The 25,432-nt window shown below is 41.2% G+C and carries 25 protein-coding genes and 2 pseudogenes; 12 read left to right on the top strand and 15 right to left on the bottom strand.

All coding sequences use genetic code 11. The annotated features are described in order from the left end of the window. Positions 1–41 precede the first annotated feature (41 nt). The 4 genes and pseudogenes from QM454_RS13665 (at position 42) to ribH (ending at position 2,277) form a co-directional block, all read left to right on the top strand. Positions 42–440, top strand: coding sequence for a hypothetical protein (locus tag QM454_RS13665; RefSeq protein WP_432358903.1), 399 nt, complete (start codon positions 42–44; stop codon positions 438–440). Next, complete coding sequence (ribE, locus tag QM454_RS13660) at positions 441–1,091, top strand: riboflavin synthase (protein WP_432358902.1); 651 nt, start codon at positions 441–443, stop codon at positions 1,089–1,091. 12 nt (positions 1,092–1,103) lie between these two features. Beyond that, positions 1,104–1,718, top strand: a pseudogene (gene ribB / locus QM454_RS13655) (3,4-dihydroxy-2-butanone-4-phosphate synthase); the annotation flags it as partial. 94 nt (positions 1,719–1,812) lie between these two features. Beyond that, positions 1,813–2,277, top strand: a complete 465-nt coding sequence (gene ribH, locus QM454_RS13650; RefSeq protein ID WP_413052934.1) for a 6,7-dimethyl-8-ribityllumazine synthase — start codon at positions 1,813–1,815, stop codon at positions 2,275–2,277. 53 nt (positions 2,278–2,330) lie between these two features. Here ribH and QM454_RS13645 read toward each other — a convergent pair whose 3' ends face one another. From QM454_RS13645 to modA, 5 genes are all read right to left on the bottom strand, one after another. After that, positions 2,331–2,522 carry a hypothetical protein gene (locus QM454_RS13645; RefSeq protein WP_432358900.1) on the bottom strand — a complete coding sequence of 64 codons (192 nt, stop codon included), beginning with the start codon at positions 2,520–2,522 and terminating at the stop codon, positions 2,331–2,333. 104 nt (positions 2,523–2,626) lie between these two features. Next, entirely contained in the window at positions 2,627–3,316 is a 690-nt protein-coding gene (locus QM454_RS13640) for a TIGR02206 family membrane protein (RefSeq protein ID WP_432358898.1), read from the bottom strand. 66 nt (positions 3,317–3,382) lie between these two features. Continuing rightward, positions 3,383–4,042: an ABC transporter ATP-binding protein gene (locus QM454_RS13635; protein WP_432358896.1), complete on the bottom strand. Its 660-nt coding sequence runs from the start codon at positions 4,040–4,042 to the stop codon at positions 3,383–3,385. 4 nt (positions 4,043–4,046) lie between these two features. Then, positions 4,047–4,733 carry a molybdate ABC transporter permease subunit gene (gene modB, locus QM454_RS13630; protein WP_432364013.1) on the bottom strand — a complete coding sequence of 229 codons (687 nt, stop codon included), beginning with the start codon at positions 4,731–4,733 and terminating at the stop codon, positions 4,047–4,049. 25 nt (positions 4,734–4,758) lie between these two features. Next, positions 4,759–5,532: a molybdate ABC transporter substrate-binding protein gene (modA, locus tag QM454_RS13625; protein WP_432358894.1), complete on the bottom strand. Its 774-nt coding sequence runs from the start codon at positions 5,530–5,532 to the stop codon at positions 4,759–4,761. 181 nt (positions 5,533–5,713) lie between these two features. Here modA and QM454_RS13620 point away from each other — a divergent pair, with 181 nt between their 5' ends. After that, positions 5,714–6,706 carry a substrate-binding domain-containing protein gene (locus QM454_RS13620; protein ID WP_432358892.1) on the top strand — a complete coding sequence of 331 codons (993 nt, stop codon included), beginning with the start codon at positions 5,714–5,716 and terminating at the stop codon, positions 6,704–6,706. 107 nt (positions 6,707–6,813) lie between these two features. Here QM454_RS13620 and QM454_RS13615 read toward each other — a convergent pair whose 3' ends face one another. Together QM454_RS13615 and QM454_RS13610 are read right to left on the bottom strand one after the other, a co-directional pair. Next, positions 6,814–8,034 (bottom strand): AI-2E family transporter, encoded by a 1,221-nt coding sequence (locus QM454_RS13615; RefSeq protein WP_432358890.1) that lies wholly within the window; start codon positions 8,032–8,034, stop codon positions 6,814–6,816. 18 nt (positions 8,035–8,052) lie between these two features. Further along, positions 8,053–9,015, bottom strand: a complete 963-nt coding sequence (locus QM454_RS13610; RefSeq protein WP_432358888.1) for an LCP family protein — start codon at positions 9,013–9,015, stop codon at positions 8,053–8,055. A gap of 175 nt (positions 9,016–9,190) precedes the next feature. Between QM454_RS13610 and QM454_RS13605 the strand changes: the two genes are divergently transcribed. The 4 genes from QM454_RS13605 to QM454_RS13590 all read left to right on the top strand — a co-directional run bounded on the left by QM454_RS13605 (position 9,191) and on the right by QM454_RS13590 (position 12,518). Then, the gene (locus tag QM454_RS13605) at positions 9,191–9,289 is read left to right on the top strand and encodes a YjcZ family sporulation protein (RefSeq protein ID WP_432358886.1); all 99 of its coding nucleotides are present in this window, start codon (positions 9,191–9,193) and stop codon (positions 9,287–9,289) included. A gap of 131 nt (positions 9,290–9,420) precedes the next feature. Beyond that, entirely contained in the window at positions 9,421–9,951 is a 531-nt protein-coding gene (gene msrA, locus QM454_RS13600; RefSeq protein WP_432358884.1) for a peptide-methionine (S)-S-oxide reductase MsrA, read from the top strand. Positions 9,952–10,104: 153 nt separating this feature from the next. Continuing rightward, entirely contained in the window at positions 10,105–11,712 is a 1,608-nt protein-coding gene (locus QM454_RS13595; RefSeq protein ID WP_432358882.1) for an ABC-F family ATP-binding cassette domain-containing protein, read from the top strand. Between the two features lie 125 nt (positions 11,713–11,837). Next, on the top strand, positions 11,838–12,518 hold the full coding sequence (locus QM454_RS13590) for a hypothetical protein (RefSeq protein ID WP_432358880.1): 681 nt from the start codon (positions 11,838–11,840) through the stop codon (positions 12,516–12,518). Between the two features lie 107 nt (positions 12,519–12,625). On the opposite strand, the pseudogene QM454_RS13585 reads toward QM454_RS13590, so the two are convergent. Beyond that, positions 12,626–12,826, bottom strand: a pseudogene (locus QM454_RS13585) (cold-shock protein). A gap of 173 nt (positions 12,827–12,999) precedes the next feature. Further along, positions 13,000–13,320: a DUF1033 family protein gene (locus QM454_RS13580; RefSeq protein WP_432358878.1), complete on the bottom strand. Its 321-nt coding sequence runs from the start codon at positions 13,318–13,320 to the stop codon at positions 13,000–13,002. Positions 13,321–13,522: 202 nt separating this feature from the next. Between QM454_RS13580 and QM454_RS13575 the strand changes: the two genes are divergently transcribed. Beyond that, positions 13,523–14,185 (top strand): 5-bromo-4-chloroindolyl phosphate hydrolysis family protein, encoded by a 663-nt coding sequence (locus QM454_RS13575; protein WP_432358876.1) that lies wholly within the window; start codon positions 13,523–13,525, stop codon positions 14,183–14,185. Then, positions 14,172–15,371, top strand: coding sequence for a toxic anion resistance protein (locus tag QM454_RS13570; RefSeq protein ID WP_432358874.1), 1,200 nt, complete (start codon positions 14,172–14,174; stop codon positions 15,369–15,371). Before QM454_RS13575 ends, QM454_RS13570 begins: the two co-directional genes overlap by 14 nt. A 26-nt stretch (positions 15,372–15,397) precedes the next feature. Here QM454_RS13570 and QM454_RS13565 read toward each other — a convergent pair whose 3' ends face one another. The 6 genes from QM454_RS13565 to QM454_RS13540 all read right to left on the bottom strand — a co-directional run bounded on the left by QM454_RS13565 (position 15,398) and on the right by QM454_RS13540 (position 23,855). Continuing rightward, the gene (locus QM454_RS13565; RefSeq protein ID WP_432358872.1) at positions 15,398–17,290 is read right to left on the bottom strand and encodes a cobaltochelatase CobT-related protein; all 1,893 of its coding nucleotides are present in this window, start codon (positions 17,288–17,290) and stop codon (positions 15,398–15,400) included. Positions 17,291–17,300: 10 nt separating this feature from the next. After that, a complete protein-coding gene (locus tag QM454_RS13560) occupies positions 17,301–18,164 on the bottom strand; it encodes an ATP-binding protein (RefSeq protein WP_432358870.1) in 864 nt (287 codons plus the stop codon). 51 nt (positions 18,165–18,215) lie between these two features. Next, on the bottom strand, positions 18,216–18,413 hold the full coding sequence (locus QM454_RS13555; RefSeq protein WP_432358868.1) for a DUF6501 family protein: 198 nt from the start codon (positions 18,411–18,413) through the stop codon (positions 18,216–18,218). 75 nt (positions 18,414–18,488) lie between these two features. Next, the gene (gene odhB / locus QM454_RS13550; protein ID WP_432358866.1) at positions 18,489–19,709 is read right to left on the bottom strand and encodes a 2-oxoglutarate dehydrogenase complex dihydrolipoyllysine-residue succinyltransferase; all 1,221 of its coding nucleotides are present in this window, start codon (positions 19,707–19,709) and stop codon (positions 18,489–18,491) included. Positions 19,710–19,770: 61 nt separating this feature from the next. Further along, on the bottom strand, positions 19,771–22,584 hold the full coding sequence (locus QM454_RS13545) for a 2-oxoglutarate dehydrogenase E1 component (protein WP_432358864.1): 2,814 nt from the start codon (positions 22,582–22,584) through the stop codon (positions 19,771–19,773). Between the two features lie 194 nt (positions 22,585–22,778). Further along, a complete protein-coding gene (locus QM454_RS13540) occupies positions 22,779–23,855 on the bottom strand; it encodes an undecaprenyldiphospho-muramoylpentapeptide beta-N-acetylglucosaminyltransferase (RefSeq protein ID WP_432358862.1) in 1,077 nt (358 codons plus the stop codon). A 197-nt stretch (positions 23,856–24,052) separates the two neighbouring features. Between QM454_RS13540 and QM454_RS13535 the strand changes: the two genes are divergently transcribed. Next, a complete protein-coding gene (locus tag QM454_RS13535) occupies positions 24,053–25,402 on the top strand; it encodes an MATE family efflux transporter (RefSeq protein WP_432358860.1) in 1,350 nt (449 codons plus the stop codon). The last annotated feature ends 30 nt before the right edge of the window (positions 25,403–25,432 follow it).

Below are 25,432 nucleotides of genomic sequence, written 5' to 3'. Positions count from 1 at the left end.
TAGCTATATCCGCCCTTTCAAAGATTGAAAGGGGGAATTCGATGGACCACGCCGATTATATGAAGTTAGCAAATTTATATGTCACTTTGTGTCCTCCTACACATATGGCGAAGACACCAGCATGCACAGAGACAATTATCGCAAGCGGTATTCGCCGTGTTTTCATCGCATCCAAAGATCCGAATCCTTCCGTATATGCAAAAGGGATTAGGCTTCTTCGGACTGCCGGAATTGAAGTGTTCACGGATTTATGTAAAAAAGAGGCGGATGTTAGTAATCGGGCATTTTTTCATTTTATTCTTCTCCATAACCCTTTCCTCACCACCCGTTTGCCCCATGGTGGAAAGAACCCAATACGAATAGTTTTAGATAGGCATCTCAAGAAGCGAAAAGTAGTTAACCAGCTACATGCGCTTTTCCCGATTGGAGGTGCAAGCTAATTGTTTACAGGAATTGTTGAAGAAATAGGGACCATTCATGCGATAAAGAAAGGTTCTTCTTCTATGCAACTGACCATTCAATGCAGTCATGTGCTAGCTGACGTGAAAAAGGGAGATAGTATTTCCGTCAATGGCGTATGTCTTACTGTATCGGATTTTTCGAAAACCGAATTTATAGCAGATGTCATGCCGGAGTCGTTTAAGGCGACGACACTTTTTACACTGAAATCAGGAAGCCGTGTAAATCTTGAACGAGCTATGGCAGCGAACGGACGTTTCGGAGGCCATTTTGTAACAGGCCATGTCGATTGCATCGGTGAAATAACTGCGATGCGTACAATAGAAAATGCAATCTATATGGATATTCAAATAGATTCCGCATTCCAATCACATCTCGTTCCGAAAGGTTCTATAACAGTAGACGGAACTTCATTGACCGTTTTCGGTATATCAGAACAAGGGTTTACAATCTCCCTTATTCCGGTCACCAAAGCGGATTCTATACTCGGCAGTAAGCGTGTCGGTGACTATGTCAATGTGGAATGTGACATTCTTGCGAAATATTTAGAGCGGATCGTCACGAAGAAAGATACTAAACCGTCCAGTGGGTTGACGATGGATACACTAGTTAAAAGCGGATTTTTAGACTGAGAGGTGTTAAAGATGTTTGTTACGGTAGAAAAAGCGATCGAGGAATTGAAAAAAGGAAAAGCGATTATCGTCGTAGATGACGAAGCACGCGAAAATGAAGGCGATTTTGTTGCCCTCGCTGACTTTGCAACTCCGGATATGATCAATTTCATGGCGAAGGAAGGCCGGGGCTTAATATGCACCCCGATTGAGCAACAGCTGGCGGACCAACTTGAATTGGCACCAATGACAAAAACGAATACCGATGTTCATAGTACTGCATTCACAGTCAGTATTGATCATTCGTCCTGCCATACGGGAATTTCTGCATTCGAACGATCAGAAACGATTATGAAAATGTTCCATCCCGACTCGACACCATCTGATTTTAGAAGACCGGGGCATGTGTTCCCGTTAGTCGCGAAAGCAGGCGGCGTATTAGAGCGTCCGGGACATACGGAAGCGGCAGTTGACCTAGCTCGTCTAGCCGGAGCTACTCATGCGGGCGTCATCTGTGAAATTATGAACGATGATGGAACGATGGCACGAGGAAAAGAGCTTATGCAAATTGCAAAGTTGCACGACTTAGTTATTTTGACGATTGAACAATTGGTAGCATATCGTAAGAGAAATGATCAGCTCGTTGAAAATTAACTTCCTGTTGAAGAAGATAACCGGTTTTATATGGAAACGAAAAAGAAGAAATTAGGGCATTTATTGCATATTTGAGGAGGAAATACAAATGAGTTTAACATACGAAGGACATTTAATTGGCACAGGACTTAAAATCGGCATCGTCGTATCCCGCTTCAACGAATTTATTTCAGGCAAGCTTCTCAGTGGAGCTGAAGACGCTTTGCGCCGCCACGGAGTTGATGCGAACGATATTGAAATCGCTTGGGTTCCTGGCGCTTTCGAAATTCCACTCATCGCAAAACGGATGGCGGCTTCAAAGAAATATGATGCGGTTATTACATTAGGCACCGTCATTAGAGGAGCTACTCCCCACTTTGATTACGTATGTAACGAAGTGGCTAAAGGGGTTGCCGCACTCAATATGACAGAAGAAGTGCCAGTCATCTTTGGCGTATTGACGACCGATTCGATAGAGCAGGCGGTTGAGCGCGCCGGGACGAAGGCTGGAAATAAAGGATGGGACGTAGGAGTATCCGCCATCGAGATGGCAAATCTCCTGAAACAGTTGTAAGAATAGAAAAAAGCAAATCCCTTGTAAGGGATTTGCTTTTTTTGTCAGCGTAATCAAATACCCATTTTGCGACTTGATTGGGTTACTTTCTTTGACTGTTGGCTCTTCATTTTTGGTGTTTGTTGAATTGGGCTTCCTGTGGTTTTTGTCGACTTTGTCGAATTCTTCTTAGCCTCAAGCTGTTGTTTGACTGCATCTTTCAAACTGATTTTCGCTTTTACGCCGTTTTGTTTGCTCGATTCCATTATCGTCATCCCCCTCCCATTGTTGTCGGTTAGTAAATTTTAGCATTCCCCATGAATGGTTGTCTATATGGAAAATATGCTAAAAAAATAGGTTAGCTCCCTGACTATCTTCCCTTTTTCCGTAATAAAAGCCAAATGACCATAAATATGATAAATGCGACCGCTTCTAAAGATAAAATATACCAAGGGTAAGGACCGAGGAAATCTAGCAGGCTGCCATTATAAGGTTTCATCCGCAGGAACATATAATTCCCTTCAACGAGCCAGTTCACTGCTAAAATGATCGGCAAAAGCGCATTGATGACCACCATTGTTTTCAACACGCCTTTAAACGTAGGTTCATAGCCTTTCACCCAGACAAAATAAAGCCCCGTCAAAATGATTCCCACATGCGTGTAGAAGAAATGGAAAAAGCGAAAATGCGGAAAATCCATGTCGAGAACAGGTGTTCCCAACGCCTGAAGAGCGCCACCGATGCCTGCGAAGATGACAAAATCAGTTAAATGGCGATTCCCCGTCAACAGCAGCACAATCGAGACGAATAGGGAGATGCTGCATAATTCTAGGGGCAGTGAGTCATCCAATGCCCATCGGTCCGTCACGATGAGCCATATGTGATAGAGGATATCCATTGCTAACAATGATAGTGCGAAAATCCGTTCCGCCCATTTCAGTTTGGAAGCATTAACATGCAGCCTCTTCCGTTGCCAATAGAGGAGCACGATGATAATAGCAATTATTGAAAGAACCGATAAATGCACAAAAGAGAACATTACGAACTGATGATCCGACACACTGCCTCCCCCCAAACCCCATTCCCATATTATGTTTATCTCAAATTATAGCACTAGATTAGCAGGTTAACTAGAAGGATTAGTAGCTCCCTTTTCATCGATGATCTTTCCATGCTCGAGAAATAATATCCTGTCTCCTAATTTTTCGGCTTCTTCCCTATCATGCGTAACGATGATGAACGGAATCTTCCACATTTCATGCAACCGAATTAGTTCGTTTTGACAATCGATACGTGTTTGTCTATCCAAAGCGGATAGAGGCTCATCCAATAGCAAGATGGATGGCTCTGTCGCCAATGCTCGGGCAAGCGCTACACGTTGTTTTTCACCGCCGGATATTTGATGCGGGTATTTTGACAACAGCTGCTGGATGCCGAGCACATGCAACAGTTCGTCTACGACAATTGAACGTTCTTCATCCTTCCGTTTCATGCCATACCTTATGTTTTGCCTAACCGTCATATGCGGGAACAAAGCATAGTCTTGGAACAGCATCCCTACATTCCGCTCCTGTACTGACAAATAACTGCCTCGGCCTTGGTAAAAAGGCTTGTCCCCTAGTTTAATAGACCCTTCGTCGGGCTGCATCAAACCCGCAATTGTATGCAATATCGTTGTTTTTCCCGATCCTGATGGGCCAAACAAGACGAGTATTTCATCTCCCATGCTGAAATCAATTTCCAAATCATAATGGGATAACTGTTTTTTAATATTCACTTCCAGCATTTAATCACCTGCTTCTATTTTGATTCGTAAAGCGCCTCATGTTTCGGCGGCTCCACCAATTTAGCCACATGATTGTGCTGAAGCCTAATGCGACAATAATGACGACCCAGAACGTAGCTTTTTCCATCTGCCCTGATTCGACAGCGAAATAGATTGCCATCGGAATTGTATCGGTCTTTCCCGGTATATAACCCGCAAGCATTAGAGTAGCACCAAATTCTCCGAGTCCCCTTGCAAATGCTAAGACGAGTCCGGCAAGCAGACCAGGCCAGGCAAGCGGGAAAGCGATCGTCCAGAACACGCGCCATTCGGACGCCCCTAAAGTTCGGGCAGCATTTTCAAGCCGTTCATCAAGGCTGTCAAATGCCGCGGCCGCGCTTTGGTACATTAAAGGAAAGGAGACGACGATGGAAGCGATGACAGCGCCAACCCAAGAGAAAATGATCTGTACACCGAACCAATCCATCAACCACTTCCCGAGCCAGCCTTGCTTACCAAACAATACTAGCAAGGCGAAGCCGACGACAGTTGGAGGCAAGACGAGAGGTAACATAAAAAAAGACTCGATCACCGATTTACCGAAAAATTGTTTCCTTGAAAATATGCGTGCGAAAAAGATTCCGAAGACGAATACAACCGTTGTGGAAATGGCCGCCACCTTTAACGAAAGCAATAAAGGTGAATAATCCATGCCCATTACACCTCTCCTCTACTCCTTATTTAAAGCCATACTTTCGCAAAATTTCTTTTCCCTTTTCACCCGCCACGAAGTGAAGGAAATCCTGTGCGTTAGCCTGATGCTTGGAATTACTCACGACTGCACCCGGATAGGCAATTCTTGAGTGCCAAGAAGGATTCGCTTCCGCCACGACAGTCACTTTTTCAGAGAACCATGCATCAGTCGCATACACAATGCCATAATCCACATTTCCCATTTCAACATGTGTCAATACTTGCCTTACGTCCGACCCCATGACAAGTTTATTTTGCAATGACGTCCATAATTGCATATGCTCTAATGCTTCTTTCGTATATTTTCCGGCTGGAACCGTATTCGGCTCTCCAATGGATAAATGGTGGATCCCCTCTTCTGTAAGCTGATTAAAGGAAGTAATGGGATTTTGAACGTTCTTATTTACAATTAACACTAAAGAGTTTTCTGCGAAATCCACGACAGTCGACTCTATGACGAGTGCTTTATCCTTCAATCTTTCCATATCTACCATACTCGCTGATAAAAAGATGTCGACAGGTGCACCTTGTTCAATCTGGGTAGCGAGTTTCCCGGAGCTGCCAAAATTAAACGTGATAGAGACGTCATCAGATTCATATTCATATTCGTGTTTCAACTCAATTAACGCATCGGTCAAACTGGAAGCAGCTGATATTACAAGCTCTTTTTTTGCCCCCAACTGTTCCCCTTTAGTTGAACAGCCTATAGGAATGGCTACTATGACGAGTAGAAACATATATGTAATAAATCTATTCAACTTACTACCCCTTCCTAACTATACTTATCTATCTTTATATATATCATAATAGAACTAAACATATCTACTTATAATTAAATATAACTTCTTATTATTAGTTATACTCCATTATATCTGAATATATTGCATTATCATTCGTTATAAGCGAAAATAGAAGTAAGAATCCGAGAGGAGGTTAACTATGACTAAAAATCAAGCAGCTTCTTATACGACCGAGGAAATTGCGAATCTATTGAAAGTCTCCAAACTGACCGTCTATGATCTTATAAAAAAAGGAGAACTCCGTGCATACCGTGTAGGACGACAGATGCGAATTGATGCGGAAGATCTTGAAGCGTATAAGGACAAATCGAAAAGTGGCGGTGTTAATGACACACATGTTAAACATGACGAAGTAATTACCAAAACAATAGAACAACCAATTGAAAATGCTGAATCCTCCCCTTCTCCTCAATCGTACAAACCGTCATCACAGTTAATCATTAGTGGACAAGACATTAGCCTCGATTTACTTGCAAATGCAATTGTTAAAAGCGGTACAGGATACCGTCCACTCCGTTCATACACTGGAAGTCTAAACAGCTTGTTAGCAATGTACGAAGGGGATACTGACATTGTGAGTACACACTTGTTTGACGGAGACACAGGAACGTACAACCTTCCGTACATTAAACGCATCCTTTCTGGTCGGGAATACATTGTCGTTAATCTACTATCGAGAACTGCCGGCTTGTTTGTACAAAAGAACAACCCAAAAAACATCCGGTCTTGGAAAGATTTCGCCAACCCATCAATACAAATGGTGAATCGAGAAATAGGTTCTGGTGCGAGAATACTGCTCGATGAGAAATTACGCCTGGAAGGTATTGTCCCCCGCAATGTAAAAGGGTATCATTCTGAAGAAATGAACCATATCGCCGTCGCAAGCAAAGTTGCATCTGGAATAGCTGATGTAGGTGTTGGCATTGCGAAAGCATCAACATTAGTTGGTGTAGATTTCATACCCCTTATCAATGAGCAATATGACTTAGTCATGTTGAAGACTCCTGAAAATGAATTAGTACGAAAATCAATCTTATCTATACTTCGCTCACAAGAATTTCATAAGGATATCGGCGCAATAGGTGGATATGACCTTTCTATGACCGGAACAATTATATTTGAAACAGAATAGAAAAAGGGCACCTCATTCGAAATCGGTGCCCTCTCGATAATCATTTCTTAAACCTAAGTTTACATAATAAAATTATCGCTAATAAAAAAACGTCCATAATCGGACGTTCATTTTTCTCGATCTAGTACATCTTCATAATGCATTGCATGATCCGGTTCGTAATTGTTGTATCGCATCTTTAATAACTTAAATAAATGTGTGAACAACACCTTCAGTAAAGCATACCCAGGTATTCCAAGGACGACGCCGGCGACGCCGAATAAAGAACCCGATGTCAACAAAACAAAGATAATCGTAATTGGATGAATCCGCAACGACTTCCCCATAATTTGAGGCGATATGAATTTTCCGTCGACCAATTGAACGATCGTCCAGACGACTGCCAGTTTCACGAGCATGAAAGGTGAAGTGACGATGGCAATAATAACTGCTGGAGTAATTGCAATGAGCGGCCCTAAATACGGCACGACACTCGTGAACATCGCGAGCGCACCTAATAGCCACGCATATTTCATGCCGATGATGTGGAATCCAATCGACACCATAATTCCAATGCTAATCGCGACAAGGATTTGACCTTGGATATAGGCGCTAATTTGATGATCGGCATCCTTAAGAATTTCTTCTGCGTCATCTCGAAGCCGTGGCGGCAACATTTTTTTGATCATTTGAGGAAGCTTTTCCCCGTCCTTTAATAAATAAAAAAGGATAAAAGGTACTGTGACGATTGCAAGAACTAGACCCGTCAATGCCGAAATGAATGATGTGATACCTGAAGCGATTCCACCGACAGCATCTTTAAACAATTCGCCGATATTTCCTAACCCATTATCAAGAAGACTATTGATGTTTATATCTAGCTCTTTATAATACGTTGAAAAAATCGAGGTATGTAAAAATGTATCGATATTAATGAGCATTTGATTGAAATAAGTAGGAAACTCTTCAATTAGGTTAGCAAATTGGTTTTTCAGAAAAGGAAAAACAAGAAAAACTAACAACGTTATTAAACCGATAAGGCCAATGAAAATGATGAAAATCCCCCACACTCTTGAAATTTTCATGCGTTCCAAAAAGCGTAAAAAAGGCCGCAACAAATAATAGGAGATTGTTGCTAGTATAATCGGTAGAACGACTGTCGAAAAGAAAACTTTTATCGGATAAAAAACGAAAGATACTTTACTGAAAACGAAAATGATCAAGCCAATTAGCAATATGGAGAGAAGCACGAACATCGTCGCTCGTCCACCAAGGAAGCTAATAATTGATGGGGTTCCGTCATTTGAATCTGTATTGCGGTTTGTAAATTTCGTTCTGTCGTTATTCATAGAATCCCCTACTTTCCATCACTCAAGTTCTATATTGAGAAAGGCTGCAAGTGCCTCTTTATTCTTTTCAACATCAAGCTCGATAACCGACCCCGCATGTGAATATGAGTTGAAACGATAGGAACCTTCTATAGGTATCGTCATTGTTTCAAGGTCAGATTTTCCATTTATGAGAAGAGTGAGTGCCTTTGAAATTTCTTCTTTTGACGTCAAGTCGGTCTCGATAAAACCAGATAAAGCCCCGGACAATTTCGGTACATGTAAAAGCATCTCGGGTCTCATCGCTTCTTCTTTTATAGCAGAAATGACCTCTTGCTGCCTTGCTACCCTACCGAAATCCCCTTCCGCATCAGCTCTGAACCGTGCATACCCTAACAACTCTTTTCCATTTAGACGTTGTTCGCCCGGCATGAGTGTGACACCAATCTTTTCAGACATTTCTTTTTGGACATTAATTTTTATCCCTTCAGGAAAGGCTATATCGATAATGGACTCAAAATTATCAAAATCGACGATTGCATAATGATGAATTGGAATGCCGAACATGCCTGTAATTGTATCTTTAACAGTCTGAACTCCGTTTAAATAATATGCTGTATTCAACTTATAAGATTTGTATCCAGGAATATCAGCGTAAATATCTCGCATGAATGACACTAAGCGAATCGATCCTTCTTTTTTATTCCAAGAAAGGACCATCATCGTATCCGTGCGTGACTTTCCACTGCCGTCATTATCAATTCCTAATAATAGGTAGTTTTCAACGGATGGATTTTGGGGGGCAATGACATCGCCATAAAATGGACCCGGATCGATTTCATTCCCTTCAGCCAATGATTTCCCTTCCTTATATTGAAAATATGAATAGAGTCCCGTCACGATGAAGCCGATAAAAAGGATCGTAAAAAACAATCTGCCGATCCGTAATCTCTTTCTCCTTCTTCTTCTTGGCACCGGGCCTTCGTACTGGTCTTCGTTCAAGATTAATTCCTCCAAATTGTAAAGTCTCTTCTAGGACGATTGTTGAATGTCGATGGTTGCATATGTTTATCGATAGTATACCATGTCTCCACTCTAAGATAATGCTCGAATTATAGTCAATTCCCCACGCATTCGATGACTACATGCATAGTCTATAGTGAAGGTGGTGGTATAAATGGGGCGTGAATACAAGGGCGGTTATGGTTTTTCCTTCGCTTTGTTAGTTGTGCTTTTCATCCTGTTGATCATTATTGGTGCAAGCTATCTCTATTAATCGATAAAACAATAAGCACAACCACTCATTGGCACTTCGAGAAAGGTTGCATTACGGTCTTTGGATGGCCCGTAGGCAACCTTTCATTCGTATGTTACAATTTAGCTAATGAATTGAGGGGGTTGTAGATGATGACAAATGAACGAATTGAAAAAGCAGCTTTCGCTGGCGGATGTTTTTGGTGCATGGTAAAGCCGTTCAAGGAATGGGAAGGTATTATTGATGTCGTGTCGGGCTATATGGGCGGGCACGTTGAAAACCCTACTTATGAGGATGTAAAAAAGGGAGATTCAGGACATTTGGAAGTCGTTGAAATTACATATAACCCTGCCCTCTTTACATATGAAAAACTACTTGAACTCTTTTGGCAACAAATCGATCCGACAGACGCGGGTGGACAATTCCAGGATAGAGGTCACTCCTATACAACTGCCATCTTTTATTATAATGACGAACAAAAGAAAGCTGCTGAGCATTCAAAAGAGGAACTTGCCAATAGTGGGCGGTTTGTGAAACCAATCGTAACAGCTATTCGACCTGCGGAAACATTCTACCGTGCCGAAGAGTATCACCAAGATTACTATAAAAAAGAAAAAGCGCATTATGAAGAGGATCGTGCCAAATCAGGGCGGGACGAGTTCATTAAAGAATATTGGCATTGAATATGTACATACATCAGACGAGAGGAAATTAAACCGTTTCCTTTCGTCTGATTTTTTGTTGATGTAAAAAGTGCGAAAAAACGCATCGAACACATACCACTCCGTAAACAATCCGTGTTATAATAGGAGCATTGTGAATTTAGGAGGATTTTTATGATAGCAGTCAGTAATGTAAGTCTTCAATTCGGTGACCGTAAACTGTTTGAAGATGTAAATATACAGTTTAATCCCGGTCATTGTTATGGATTGATCGGAGCAAATGGAGCCGGTAAATCGACATTCCTTAAAATTTTGTCTGGTGAGTTAGAACCTCAAACAGGTAACGTCATTATGAACAAAGATGAGCGCTTAGCAGTCTTGAAGCAGAACCACTTTGAGTATGAAGAAAACGAAGTGCTCGATACGGTAATTAGAGGCCATCAACGTCTATACGATATTATGACAGAGAAAAATGCGATCTATATGAAAGAGGATTTCTCTGACGAAGATGGCATGCGTGCTGCAGAACTTGAAGGAGAGTTCGCTGAATTGAATGGTTGGGAAGCTGAATCAGAAGCTGCCATCCTTCTTCAAGGGTTAGGCATTCCGGAAAGTCTTCATCACGTGAAAATGTCTGAGCTAAGCGGTTCGGAAAAAGTGAAAGTACTTCTTGCGCAAGCGCTATTCGGTAAACCTGATGTCTTACTACTGGATGAGCCGACGAACCACTTGGACTTGAAAGCAATTCAATGGTTAGAAGAATTCCTGATCGGTTTTGAGAATACTGTCATCGTCGTTTCGCATGACCGTCACTTCCTGAATAAGGTTTGTACGCAAATTGCTGACCTTGACTTCTCAAAAATCCAGCTATATCCTGGAAACTATGATTTCTGGTATGAGTCCAGCCAATTGGCGCTAAAAATGGCCCAAGATCAGAACAAGAAAAAAGAGGAGAAAATTAAAGAATTACAAGCTTTCGTTGCTCGTTTCAGTGCGAATGCCTCGAAATCGAAACAAGCGACTTCCCGTAAAAAAGCGCTTGATAAGATTGAGTTGGATGATATTAGGCCTTCATCCCGCAGATATCCGTTTGTTAACTTCCAAATTGGTCGTGAAATCGGAAATGATGTGCTAAGCGTTAAAGATCTATCAAAAACTCAAGATGGTAAAGTGATGCTGAAAGACGTCACATTTACAATGAACAAAGAGGATAAAATTATCCTATTGGGCAATCCACTTGCGAAAACGGCACTTTTACAAATTCTTGCGGAAGAAACACAACCTGATTCAGGAACTTTCAAATGGGGCATTACGACTTCCCGTTCCTACTTCCCTCTTGATAACGGCGAGTATTTCGAAGGGTCTGAATCCTCATTGGTAGAATGGCTACGTCAATATTCACCTGAAGATCAGACAGAAACGTTCTTACGTGGCTTCCTAGGCCGTATGCTTTTCTCAGGAGAAGAAGTTAAAAAGAAACCATCCGTCTTATCAGGTGGAGAAAAAGTACGATGCATGCTTTCCAAAATGATGCTGACGAATGCGAATGTCCTTTTACTCGATGAGCCGATGAACCACTTAGATTTGGAATCGATTCAAGCGTTAAATAATGGATTAATTGCTTTTAAAGGTGCTATGATTTTCACATCTCATGACCAGCAGTTCATTCAAACAGTTGCAAATCGGATCATTGAAATTCGTGAAGATGGCACGATTTTCGATAAAATGATGCAGTATGACGAGTATTTGGAATGGAAAGAGCAACAAGCCGTATCCAACTAATACTAAAACCGTTTTCCTTCTGTGGAAAACGGTTTTTGTTTTGGCTATTTCAATATCGGTTATAGAAATAGTAAAGGATAGTCACGACATTACCGGCTATACTACTTAAAAGGAGTGTGTTAATGATGAGAGCAAAAACCATATTCATGCATAGTTTGCTTATTGCACTAATTGCATCCGGATGCACGAACAATACGACGAGCCTAAACAATTCGGGAAACAGTGGAGAGACAGAAAAACCAACGAATCAAAATGAGGAAACTGAAAAACCAGATCAGAACAATCAATCATTACTCGCCTACTTCCTACCTGACGGATCAAATGCGAAATTTAAAGGAGAAGGAAATGAATTTGCGCAATTGGACATTGATTTTGCCCATCCTTATGAGGACTATGTAATTCTTCATGAAGATAACGGCGGCGCTACAATGAGGCGTATATTTAAAATCGAGAATGACAGCGTGTTAAAGATGGAAGAAAAAATGGTCGATATGAATGAGAACTTCCCTTCCCTTCAAGAAATTAAAGCGATGGAGCCAATCGGTATTTACTTGAGAATGCCGATTGAAGTCGGAACGTCATTCGATGGGTGGGAAATCGTTGAAACGGATGTACAAGTTGAAACACCATATGAGACGTTTAAAAATGCATTTGTTATTGAACAAAAAGGTGATGGATTCGTTAACCGGAAATATTTCGTGGAAGGATTCGGTGAAGTAAAGCGTGAATCGATTATGAAGATGGATAATGGAGATGAGGATTACATCGTTACCTCAACATTGGAGTCAGTTACAAAGCCGAAATAGGACGCAACTAGGTAGGCCGCCTCCGCTTTTGTATCATCTAAATCAGCGCCCTCGGATTTTGTATGTAAAAAAGAGGCACCGAAAAGGTGCCTCTTTTGTCTGACGAATTATAATTTAACTACGTTAGCAGCTTGAAGACCACGGTTGCCTTCTACAACTTCGAACTCAACTTGTTGACCTTCGTCCAAAGTTTTAAATCCGTCTCCCTGGATTGCAGAGAAGTGTACGAATACATCGTCTTCCCCTTCAACTTCGATAAATCCGAAGCCTTTTTCAGAGTTAAACTATTTTACAGTACCTTGTTTCATCTGTGAATACCTCCAAATAATTGTACTTGCTAATACATGAAAAAAATTCACATATTACAAAAAGCACCGACAACGCCGATCACCTTTTGTAATACGTGAATACGTTTGCTTCGGTAAATCGTTTTTATTAATGCTACTATACCATACCCAATGAAATTGTCAATATGACAATATCAAATATTCGAATTATTTATTAATGTAATGGAAGTTGGCTTACCGTCTGCTAAGCAAATAATCCCATGAAAAATTTGCAAATTATCATCACATCCCTCACAAAAAATACGTTCGTTTTCCGACCAGTAAGCGAAAAAACAATCTTTTCTTTCTTCATTGTAATTGTATTTTGCCCCGAATTCCTTTTTTAAATCAACTAAATAGTCCCAAGCCTCTTTAGCTGATTCAAATGCACGCCTCGACTGAATTGCCTTCTCCCAATCATCGAACATCCACCAAGGCTCGTAATCCGCTTTCATATATATAACTTCATATATCATTTCCCTTTCCCCCTTCCGAAATGGCAGTGAGTGGATATATTTTATCAAATCGAACGAAACTATCCAAGTAAATGATTTCATTCATTTCATTCATTAAAATGTCATTCCACTTCAAATCAGGTATAATTGGACTAAGGGGATGAAACTTTTGCTCGTTTTAATCGTAGTAAAGAATAGAGAAAAATAAGGAGGCCTGTAGACAATGCAAGAAGTTAAACAGTTTTTCCAAAGGCACTTAATTGCGGCACCAATTAGCTTCGGCTCTTGGCTGGCAATGATCCTTACTACTAGCATGAATCCATTTGCCGCAACAGGCCTGATGATTGCAATTTACATTAGTAGTAATTTCACGATTAAACAAATACAAATTTCATCGAACGTCAAAGAACTCGGCATGTCAAGGTCAGAATACAAGCATATTAAGAACCAGATTAACGAAGCCAAATCGAAAATAAAGAAATTGAACGGCCTTTATGGCCAAGTCCGCTCTGTCCAAGCATTTAAACAAGTATACGAGATGAATAACTTGGCAAAAAGGATACTTACCATCGTACGCAAAAACCCGAAGAAATTCTACCATGTTGAGAAATTTTTCTATTCACATCTAGATTCAGCTGTCGAATTGACGTCCAAATATGCAATACTTGTCAATCAACCATTAAAAGATCAAGAAATTAGAGTCGCTCTCCAACAAACTAGAGAAACACTTTCTGAAGTGAACAAGCAACTAGAGCAAGATTTAAGAGGCGCATTAGCAACTGATATAGAACAACTACAGCTTGAGTTGGATTATGTAGATGTAACAATGAAAAAGAATAAACCGTTGCTTGAGATGAAAGGAGAATTACGAAATGACGGAAAATAATTTAACAAATGCAGAGGTGAAAACAATGGATGACCTTTTAGGTAATCCATTTAATAACGAGCCGCTATTGCCGAAAGAAATGCAAACGGAGCAAAGAAAAGACGAAGTAGCTGTCAAGCTGCTCGATCGATTATCACCTGAAGAGCAAGAAAAGGCGAAGCAGCTAGCCGATCAAATTCCTGTAGGCAATTATGAAGCGATTATCACATATGGTGCGAATGCACAAAATGAGTTATCACGCTTCTCTCATAAAATGTTAGACCATGTACAAAGTAAAGATATCGGCCCTGTCGGAGACGTGTTAAGTGATTTAATGAGCAAGTTATCTGAGATTGACCCAGAAGACTTATCCGAAAAGAAAAAGTCTGGATTGAGTCGCCTATTCAGTCGAGCTACAAGATCCATCCAGGAAATGATGACAAAATACCAAAAGCTTAGCACACAGATCGATCGTATTGGTGTGCAATTGGAGCATTCTAAACGAGGATTGCTTGAGGACGTTCAAATGCTCGATAGCCTATATGAACAGAATAAGACATACTTTCAAGCATTGAACGTCTATATTGCTGCAGCAGAATTAAAACGAGACGAAATTGCGAACGTTATCATTCCGGAAATGCAAAGAAAAGCTGAATTATCGAATGATCAGATGGCATTTCAAGAAGTAAACGATATGGGACAATTCCTTGATCGTCTAGAAAAACGGCTCTATGACTTGCAACTTTCAAGACAAATTACGATTCAAAGTGCCCCTCAAATTAGAATGATCCAGCAGACGAATCAGACACTCGCAGAGAAAATCCAATCGTCTATTATGACATCCATTCCGTTATGGAAAAACCAAATTGCGATAGCATTGACATTGAATAGACAAAGAAAAGCAGTCGAATCCCAACGTCTTGTGACGAAAACGACGAATGACCTTCTTTTGAAGAACTCTGAAATGCTAAAAGTGAACTCGATTGAAACTGCGAAAGAAAACGAACGAGGCATTATTGAAATTGACACATTGAAGAAAACACAAGAAAACTTAATCCAGACGATTGAAGAGACGCTTGTCATTCAAGCGGACGGACGCGCGAAGCGAAAAGCAGCAGAAGTAGAAATCGCACGTATGGAAGAAGAATTGAAACAGCGTCTACTTGCCGTACACGAAAAAACGCAGTCTCCGAATCGTCCATTATAAAAAACCGCCTTGTGCGGTTTTTTATGTTAGTTCACTACTATTGCCATGAGCTTTCTCAAAATCCTTATCGTTTGATCTGTGAATTGCTCAACAGATTGTGACGATGCTGATTTATTTCCAAAAATCTTGGAAAACAGCGCTCGCTGATCATCCGTTGGCTCCTCTGACGCTAGAAATAAATGAATGACAGAAATCCCTTTTTTCTCAGCTTCCAAAACGGATTCTCTCGTATCTAGAATCCCATTCTTATCATAGCCAAAGGCGGATGGTTCACCATCCGAAAAAACGAGTAAAAATTTATGTTTCTCTGGTCTACTCATTAACCGACGAGTCATCCACCTTATTGCAAACCCATCTCGATTATCTTCATTCGTTTCAAATGATAGGATCGTCAATCCGTCATCTTTCCGATTGTCTTCAAATGTATGCATCAATCCAAACACATTTGGCTGCACATCTTTCGTGGCGTTATTAGCATCTTCAAAATAAGAAGAGATTTCATGTTGGACAGATAACTCCCTTAAAACATCGTGGAATAGCAATACCGCTTTCTTCGTCTCATCCAACTTATCCATCATGGAAGCGGATCCATCAACGAGTAATCCGAAAACCGCGTCGAGTTTATGAGAAGGTATGTTTTTTCGAAAAAAAGGACGTGGACGCTCATCTACTAGCATTGTAGTCAATTTGGTCGATAATCTGCCCTTCATCAATCGATTCCTTCTCGTATCCTCTTTTAGCTCGATTCGCTTTCTCATTTCCTCTACAAATGAACGAACATACGGTTTTTGCTCATCACGCCATTGCGATAGTTTCGCTAGATTTGTTTCATCTCGGGATGCTTCAACGACCTGTTCCTCGTAAACGACATTGACGTGCTCCTTGCCGAAGTCATACCGTGCAGCTATTTGTTTTGATTTCTTCTCAGGTAGATTTCGCTCTTCATCTGACCATTTGCTGCTTTCATTTCCTTCTGACTGCCCGTTGCCAACCTCTTGAATTTCTGCATTCTCACTTCCCTCAGTTGAGTTGCCGCCATCTCCCTGACCAGCCCTCCCATGTTCCAGCTCGTACTCCAAGTGAACGCCTGATTCACTTTCACTTTCCCGATGCCACGTACGGAAGACTTCCTCGATCGTTTCTTTTGGTTCCACTTCCCCTTTATCTACATCAGTCATACCTTCATGATAGTGAAAAACAGCAGTTTCCTCAGAGATGGCATCTCCGACAGCATAATACTGGTGAACAAGGTCTTTTTCGATAGCGTCTTCCACCATGAAGACGATGCGATCTACAAGTTCGGCCATGTCTGAAGTTGTTTTCGCATCGGAGGCATATGTTGCAATCATCATTACCTGGTTGATCGGTAGAGACCACTCTACGTGAGAGTCGGTCAAAGAACCTTCATGTAAAGTGAGGAACAGCTTATTTAGTAACGCATCAGCAATAAACGACTTGTTCATATTAGACATGAGTTGATCTCGATGATATGCCAGTAACAGCTCCCGCCTGACCGAAAACGCCTTGAAAGTGCCCGGTCTCTTCATTTCGACTACATCCATCAATCTAAATTCTTCTAACATGAGCAACAGTTCTTCGGCGAACTTCCTCAACGAATGACGATTGTACTTTCTCCTGAACCTAATCCAATCGGGTACGGAAAAATGTTTCCAAAAACCTTCAGTCAATAAATACACATCCGATAACCGGCCAGCATGCATTACCTCTTCAGATCGATGCCTCCAAAACACACTAATGGAAACGATGCCTTCCTTTGGCTGGAATTCGAACAATTTACGCTCCGTCAACCCCAGATATTGCGCACCAGATAACGCTCTTCCCAATCGCTCGTAAAGCAGCAACAAATTTGCATCAATCGTTTCATCATTGAATTGAATAAACCGATTTAATTTGACCATCGAATCTGCCTCACTTTACCCACGTTTCCACTAATTCCATAATGAGTTTTCTTTCCATTCTATCTTCCAATTTTTCCGCAATCGCGTATTGAATAGCTCGTCTCACAGGCATATGTTCCGCGAGCGCTATTGCGTCTAGCAAACTTCTGACAGATGCAGCCTCCTCAGCTAGTAATCCGTTCATCACTTGCTTTTTCAAATCTTCATTAATGTTCATTATTGTTTCGACTAATATTGTATCAGCTTCAGGAAATAGTGATTGAATGATCTTGTGTAATTGTTCCCCAGACAAATATGGAATTGAGAATGAGATGAATCTGTTTTTCAATGCCTCATTCATCGGTGAAGTTCCGACATACCCTTCATTTATTGCTGCGAGCACCGTGAAATTAGGATGTGCATGTATTACTTCACCTGTAAAAGGGTTTGTCAGCATGCGTCTATGGTCGAGAACGCTATGTAAAATCGGTAGCGTTTCTGGCTTCGCCATATTAATTTCATCAATATATAGAATATGTCCTTCTTTCATTGCTCGAACGACCGGCCCTTCCACGAATTCAATGATAGATTGTCCATCGCGTACATTGATTGTCTTAAACCCTAAAAGCGATTCCGCGTCCAAATCGACAGAGCAGTTTACACTATGCATTGGCTGGTTGAAATAATGAGAGATGCTTTGAGCCAATTTTGTCTTTCCAGACCCAGAAGGTCCTTTCAAAAGAATCGGCTTCTTCAAAACGACGCCAATCAATATATCTTCCCAAAGATTAGGCGTAGGAGATATGTAGCCACCTTCCTGTATTAAAGCAGCACTCTCGTTTTCATAACTTCTAGCACGCCGCTCGGCTCTTTCATTATTAATAAAAGAATTCATGATTGTTCCTCCTAAAAAATCCCGATGCAAAAAAATGCATCGGGAAAAATATTATTCGAAATACGTTTTATAAAAGCCGCCGACGTGCCCTGTGTTATCTACGATGAAAATGAATTCGTCTGTCTCATTTTTCACTTCGTATTCTTTACCAGGTGTTAAACAGTCGGTCACGACATATTTTTCCGCATTCGCATGTTTACATACGACTTTCCGTATTGTCGGAGCAGTCGTCCAGTCTTTGAAGGACATATAGTTCACCATCCAATTAAAGTAATGTGAAAAAGCCCGATTTCTCGGGCTGTTTCCAGTTTATCATTAAATTATTCAAGAACCAAGAAGAAGATCTTCAGGGTTTTCGATCAATTCCTTCACCATTTTCAAGAATCCGACAGAATCTTTTCCATCAATGACACGGTGATCGTAAGATAATGCAACGTACATCATCGGACGGATTTCCACGTTGTCTCCAACTGCAACAGGGCGTTTCTGAATCGTATGCATACCGAGGATACCAACTTGTGTTCCGTTTAAAATCGGCGTAGAGAACAACGATCCGAACACACCGCCGTTAGTAATTGTAAATGAACCACCGGACATATCTGCAATCGTCAATTTATTGTCTCTTGCTTTACCTGCAAGCTCGCCGATTGTAGACTCGATCTCAGCGAAATTTTTGCGATCTGCATCACGAACGATTGGAACGACCAATCCACCTTCAGTCGATACTGCGATACCGATATCGTAATAATGTTTCAAAATAATATCATCGCCATCAATTTCAGAATTGACATATGGATATTTTTTAAGTGCAGCAACTACCGCTTTCGTAAAGAACGACATGAAGCCAAGACGGACATCATTTTTATCATAGAACTCATCTTTTTTACGTGAACGAAGTTCCATTACTGCTGTCATATCGATTTCGTTAAATGTTGTTAGCATAGCTGTTGATTGTCTAACTTCCAACAGACGTTTAGCGATTGTTTGACGACGGCGTGTCATTCTTTCACGTGTTTCACGGCCGTCTTCTTGTACTGGTGCTGCTGTTGCTTTAGCTGGAGCGGCAGGTGCTGCTGGAGCAATAGGTGCACTATTATGTGCAGAAACGTCTTGTGCACGAACGCGACCCATCGGATCTACCGGTGTAACAGCTGCTAGATTGATACCTTTTTCACGTGCAAGCTTTCGTGCTGCTGGACTTGCAATTGTTCGATCGGCAGAAGTTTGTTCTACCGTTCCTTCTTCTGCTACCGGTGCTGCAGCAGCAGAAACTTCCTCCGCAGCCGGAGCAGGTGCAGATTGCGCTCCTGATGATTCTCCAACTACTGCAATAACTTGACCGACTTCAACAGTGTCACCTTCAGCTGCAAGAAGTTCCTGGACGACTCCGGCTTCCTCGGAGATGACTTCCACGTTAACTTTATCCGTTTCCAATTCTACGATGAACTCGCCTTTGTCAATACTCTCACCAGGTTGTTTCAACCACTTTGCAATTGTTCCTTCAGTAATTGATTCTGCAAGTTCAGGTACTTTGATTTCAGCCACAATAAATTCCTCCTCTGTTCTACCGTTTCCGGTGCTAACAAGTTTCAATATTCATGTGTAATTACTTTTTCAAAGCTTCTGTAATAATGCGTTGTTGTTCAACTTTGTGATCTTCACCATTGCCTTCTGAAGGGCTTGCGCGGTGAACTCGACCTACATAGGAAACGGATTTTTTATCTCCTGCAATTTCCAGCATGTATTCCAAAGCAAACGACCAAGACCCCATGTTTTTAGGTTCTTCTTGGACCCAGACAAGCTCCTTCGCTTTCGGGAAGCGCGCAACGATTTCTGAAATTTTATCAGAAGGGAATGGATATAGCTGTTCCACGCGCACGATATGCAAGTGGTCGAAACCTTTTCCATCCTTCACTTTTTCAGCAAGATCGATTGCCATCTTACCACTTGCGAAAAGGATTTTCTTTACTTTGTCTGGATGTTGACCTGTTCCTGGCTGTTCAAGTACAGTTTGGAAATGGCCTTCCGCAAGATCATTTACATCAGCACCGACGAGCGGATGACGAAGTAGTGATTTCGGTGAAACAATAACGAGCGGGCGTTCTACTTCAGTTCCAAGCATCTTCGCCTGTCTCCGTAAAACATGGAAATAGTTCGCTGCGCTTGAAATATTCGCAACTGTCCAGTTATTTTCAGCAGATAACTGTAAATACCTTTCAAGACGGGCACTTGAGTGTTCCGGTCCTTGACCTTCGTAAGCATGTGGCAGAAGGATGACCATACCGGACTGCTGACCCCATTTTGAATGACTGGAAGAAATAAATTGGTCAAACATTACTTGCGCCATATTTGCAAAGTCCCCATATTGAGCTTCCCAAATGGACAACGCGTAGTCTTTTTCCAAGTTATAGCCGAATTCATAGCCGACAACAGCAAACTCTGTTAACGGACTGTTGTATGCAACAAATGATGCATTTGAATTACTAATATGATGAAGAGGAACATGTTCTTTCCCCGTCTTTTCATCATGAAGGACGAGATGACGATGCGCGAAAGTGCCCCTTTGAACGTCTTGGCCTGTAATTCGAATCGGTTTGCCGTCCTGAAGGATTGAACCGAATGCCAATTGTTCGGCATGCGCCCAGTCTATTTTCCCTTTACCTTTGAATGGCTCTTCACGACGCTTCAAAATACGGTCCAACTTACCGAATACGGTAAAATCTTCCGGGTACGTTAGAAGTTCTTCGTTCATTCGTTGCAATCTCTCTTGACTAACCCCTGTCTCAAGATCTCTTGGATATCCCGCCATCACAACGTCAGGAGTGGCATTGGAAATTACTTCAGCTTCGGTGGAGTTTGCCTTCACCTTGTCATACGCTACTTGCATCATTGCAAATACTTCCGAATCCAATTTATCGACATCTTCGTTTTTCAAAATGTTTTCTTCGACAAGTTTCGATCCGTAAAGTTGACGTGTAGTCGGATGCTTATGAATTAACTGGTACATCATTGGGTTCGTTACTAACGGCTCATCCATTTCGTTATGTCCGTAACGTCTGTACCCTATTAAGTCTATTAATATATCTTTTCCAAACTTTTGACGATATTCAAATGCAAATGCCGCCGCAGCTATAACATCTTCCGGACTGTCTGCATTAACATGCAATACCGGTACTTCAAATCCTTTCGCTGGATCAGAAGAATAGCGGCTTGATCTCGAATCGTAATATTCGGTTGTGAAACCAATCATATTATTAGCGATAATATGGATTGAGCCACCAGTATCATATCCGCGAACACGGCTATAGTTGAACATTTCCGGAACGATTCCTTGGCCAGGGAATGCCGCATCTCCATGGATCAATATTGCATACGCGGCTTTCTTATCTTGCAAAGGCAATCCTTCATTGTTTGTTGTTTCCTGTGCAGCACGTGTTTGACCTGCTACAACTGGATTGACAACTTCCAAGTGGGAAGGATTGTAAGCTAAGAAACGCTCAGTTCCAGAAGGAGCTTTATAGAGAGCTCCCATGTGATATTTCACATCACCGAACCATCCATGTAAAGTCTCGAGCGATCCATCTTCCGGGAGGAATGGTTCTGGAGGGACGCCTGCAAATTCAGCGAACATCATTTCATAAGGTTTATTCAAAATATGGGTCAAAACATTTAAACGTCCACGGTGTGCCATACCAATTAATAGTTTCTTCACTTTATCTGTTTCAGAACGGCGCACCAATTCGTCGATGAGAACGACTAAGGTGTCAAGACCTTCAATGGAGAAGCGTTTAGCTCCGACAAACGTACGATGAATGAACTTTTCAAAGCCTTCAATTTTCGTAAGCCTTTCGAGTAAAGCTTTTTTATCATTCTCAGATAGTTGTACAGAGACTTCCCCGTTTTCAATTTTTGATTGAATCCAAGCCCGCTCTTCTTCATCAGTGATGTAAGAAAATTCGTAGCCGATTTTTCCAGTGTACAATGATTTCAAATAATTGACTGCATCCAGTCCGTTTTCTACATTGACTGGTGGATTTTTCAAAAACAAGGAAGATGACATCGACTGCAAATCATTCTCGGACAACCCATAATACGAAAGCTCTAGACGAGTTGTGTCTTTTTCCCTGTCGTTTAGCGGATATATGTCCGAGGCAAGATGGCCGTATGCGCGTATAGCGTCAACTAGCTTATATGCAGACAACACTTTACCAAAATCACCTGCTGATACTGCTGACATTGCCGCAGTATGTACATCTCCCTCAAGCGAAGGCGCACCGTAGCTTCTGAACATCTCAGCAAGCTCTGAATCTACTGATTCGGGTGACACTTTGAACTGTTCATACATTTCCATTACATACCCAAGGTTCGGACCTGCGAAGACCGAGTAAGGGGAACGTTGGGTACCAACATTGTTCGACATGTAAAATGACCTCCACATTTTGCCTATTGGCCTGTAGTGTTCCTATTACTATTTTTTATCCGTATCCATATTACCATGCAACTACTAGAACTGAAAGGGATTAGTTCTATTTTGCTGACATTTTTGCATTTAACAAAAATAGATTACAAGTTAAGCGTTTTCAATAATCTTTTCCAGCTGCACAGTCTATTTCACTAATTTTTATATGATAGGATTAATTCAGCCATTTCATCCGGTGATTTTGTGTTTGCGATTTTCCGCATATTTGTAACTAGGTTTTCTTTATCTTTCATTAAATCCTCAAAAAGATTTACTATGGAAGATTCCGTCAGTTCCTCTTCCTGTATTACATTTGCAATGCCAAGTGATTCGAATAATGATGCATTTAGCAATTGGTCACCTCTGCTTTGAGATGCGGATAATGGAATGAGTAACATTGGCTTTAAGATAGATAATAATTCGAATATGGCATTGGATCCTGCTCTGGAAACGGCAAAATCGGAAGCTGCCAATAAATGAGGAAGTCCTTCAGTCACATATTCAAATTGAATATACCCTTTTATATGCTCCAATGACTCATCGATATTGCCTTTCCCGCACAGATGTATTATTTCAAACTTATCCAGAATAGATTTTATCTCTTTTCGCACCGCTTCGTTAAGTGTTACTGAGCCTTGACTGCCTCCCATTATGATGAATACCGGTTTCTCTCCTGTCAGACCTGCGATGCGTAGCCCTTCCTTCCGATCTCCTTCAAATATTTCTGGTCGAATGACAGCTCCGGTACAAGTTGCTTTCCCAGCTGGCACATACTGAAGTGTCTCCTCAAAGACCGTGAAAATATGTTTTGAAAATGGAAGTGCAAGCTTGTTTGCAAGTCCCGGTGTAACGTCCGATTCATGAACAACGACTGGAATATTCGCGAGCTTTGCAGCTAATACGACGGGTACGGAAACAAATCCGCCTTTCGAAAATATAATTTCCGGCTTCAATTTACGTAATATCGAATAAGCTTGGAGAGTACCGACTCCGACCCTAAATGGATCGGAGAAGTTTTTCATTGAAAAATATCTTCTTAACTTTCCGCTTTGGATGGAATGGTACGTCACATCACGATGTCGATCCTTTATTAATTCTTTCTCGATTCCATCATGAGAACCGATATAATGAATTTCATATCCTTTTTCATTAAATACAGGAATAAGTGCTTCATTGACGGAAACATGTCCTGCTGTTCCGCCACCTGTCAATACAATTACAGGCCGTTTCATTTGGCCATTCACCTCATCTATTTTTTGTAAGTAAAATTTCTCGAACGTGCCTTCAAACACCTTCAAAAATGAATGGATATCTTCAATTTAATTAATACCCATTAACTTCTTAGCTATTATAGCAGACAAATCATGTTACAATGTTCATTGGCTTACGACCGTTTTATATTTTTTTTACTGCTGAAAGGAAGATCTATTTGGAAAACGTTTTACCATTACGCAAAAAAACAGTGAACTTCACGAAAATAGTCATTCCTATATTAATAACCCAAATCGCACTATATATGATGACATTTTTTGACATCCTAATGACCGGACGTTATGATACGCATGATCTAGCTGGCGTTACAATTGGATCATCCTTCTGGGTACCAGTCTATACTGGCCTTTCTGGAATCCTAATGGGGCTCACTCCAATGATTGCCCATTATATTGGTGGAAATCGGAAGAATGAAGTACGGCCTTCAGTACAACAAGGTTTGTATGTAGCAATCGTTCTAGCTGCAGTCGTTTTTACGATTATCATGCTTGCAGTCATCCCTTCTCTACAGCATATGCCTTTGGAAGGCCAAGTTAGGATAGTTGCAGCAGATTACTTGAAAGGAATGACGATCGGACTTCTTCCTCTGTTCGCATATACCGTCCTCCGGGCATTTTTTGATGCTCTTGGAGCGACGCGTGTATCGATGTCGATTATCCTTTTATCTGCACCGATTAATATCGTGCTCAATTACTTGCTCATTTTTGGGAAATTCGGATTCCCTGAACTAGGTGGTGCAGGTGCGGGTTATGCTTCCGGCTTCACGTATTGGATTGTTTTCGGTATCGCTTTCTTCATTGCGAAGTTGCGCAAGCCGTTCCTTACTTTTTCACTTTTTTCGAGATGGGAACGGGTCTCTTTTAAAAGATGGAAAGAAATATTAAGAATCGGTGTACCAATCGGATTATCAATTTTTGTGGAAATTAGTATTTTTTCTGTTGTAACACTTTTAATGAGCGGCTATACGACTGAGACGATATCAGCTCATCAAATCGCTTTGAATTTTACATCGCTTCTCTATATGGTACCTCTTAGCATTTCAATGGGCGCGACAATATTGGTCGGCCAATCGATCGGGGCTGGGAAGTTTAAAGAGGCAAGAAGCTATAGTTTCCTTGCAGTTGGGCTCGCAATACTGTTTAGCTTTGTATCGATTATTATCCTTTTAACATTTAGGGAGCCGATCGCTTCCCTTTACACGACTGACAAATCGATTATTCAACTAGCAACCCATTTCTTCTTGTTCGCTGCATTCTTCCAACTATCTGATGCCATCCAAGCACCAATACAAGGATCTTTGCGAGGTTATAAGGATGTCAATATGACATTCATTATGGCAATCATCTCTTTCTGGATAATCGGCTTGCCGGTTGGTTATTTGACAGCTGAATTTACGAACTTGGGGCCATTCGGATATTGGGTAGGGCTTATTGTCGGTTTAACGATTGGAGCCTTTACATTAAGCATACGTCTTATCCACATCCAAAGAAGATATGCAAACAACTAAATCCCGAAGCCGTTTACTACGGCTTCGGGA

The organism is Sporosarcina sp. UB5, from assembly GCF_050859005.1.
Taxonomy (GTDB): domain Bacteria; phylum Bacillota; class Bacilli; order Bacillales_A; family Planococcaceae; genus Sporosarcina.
The sequence above is the reverse complement of the archived record's forward strand: the minus strand, read 5'-3'. Positions and strand labels throughout refer to the sequence as shown.